The organism is Acetobacter sp. DsW_063 (assembly GCF_002153745.1).
Classification (GTDB): Bacteria; Pseudomonadota; Alphaproteobacteria; order Acetobacterales; family Acetobacteraceae; genus Acetobacter.
The window spans coordinates 1-678 of the sequence record NZ_JOPL01000157.1 but is presented as its reverse complement, the minus strand read 5'-3'; the positions used below and the strand labels follow the sequence as shown (position 1 = coordinate 678).

The 678-nt window shown below is 56.3% G+C and carries 1 protein-coding gene; it reads right to left on the bottom strand.

All coding sequences use genetic code 11. The annotated features are described in order from the left end of the window. Nucleotides 1-678, bottom strand: a 678-nt coding sequence (locus HK28_RS13480; protein WP_143217439.1) for an IS6 family transposase, incomplete at both ends; no start/stop codon positions are given.

The following is a 678-nucleotide window of genomic DNA, read 5'->3' as shown; positions in this document are numbered from 1 at the left end:
CAGGTGTTGAGAGCGACCGCGCTATTCCACTGAGCGAACGCCCTGAGATGGTGCAGATGTCGGGAGATGGCATTGTCGAGTGAGGCTGGTGGGACGAACAGATTACGGATGGCTGAAAATACCGAAATAAAGCGCTGACAACCTCCCGGTGATCGAAACTTCTGCAGGGCACGCTCGCGTTTTCGCAGCGGCAGATGTGAGTTCTCCGCCCTGTTGTTCAGGCCTTTATGAGAGCGGTGTTCCACACACGGAATGACCTGACGCTTCGCTGCTCCGCATGATTTCACTTTATAGGCAATCGTACGCTTCGGTCTGACGCCGGGCTTTTTGAGAAGCTGCGTTAAAAGCCTTTTCGCCGCCTTCGTGTTGCGCCGCGTCTGGAGGATTTCGTCGAGAATGTAGCCGTCCTGATCGACAGCACGCCACAGCCAGTGAGGCTGTCCGCGGATCACGATCCTGACCTCATCGAGATGCCAGATATCGCCTGAAGTCGCGCGCTTGCGACGCGGTCCGCGTGCAAATGGCTCACCAAATTTCAGGCTCCAGCGACGGACCGTCTCATAGGACACGACAATCCCGCGCTCGAGGAGCATCTCTTCAACCAACCTGAAGCTCAATGGAAGACGGAAATACAGCCACACGGCATGTGCTATCAGTTCGCGCGGAAATCGATGGCGT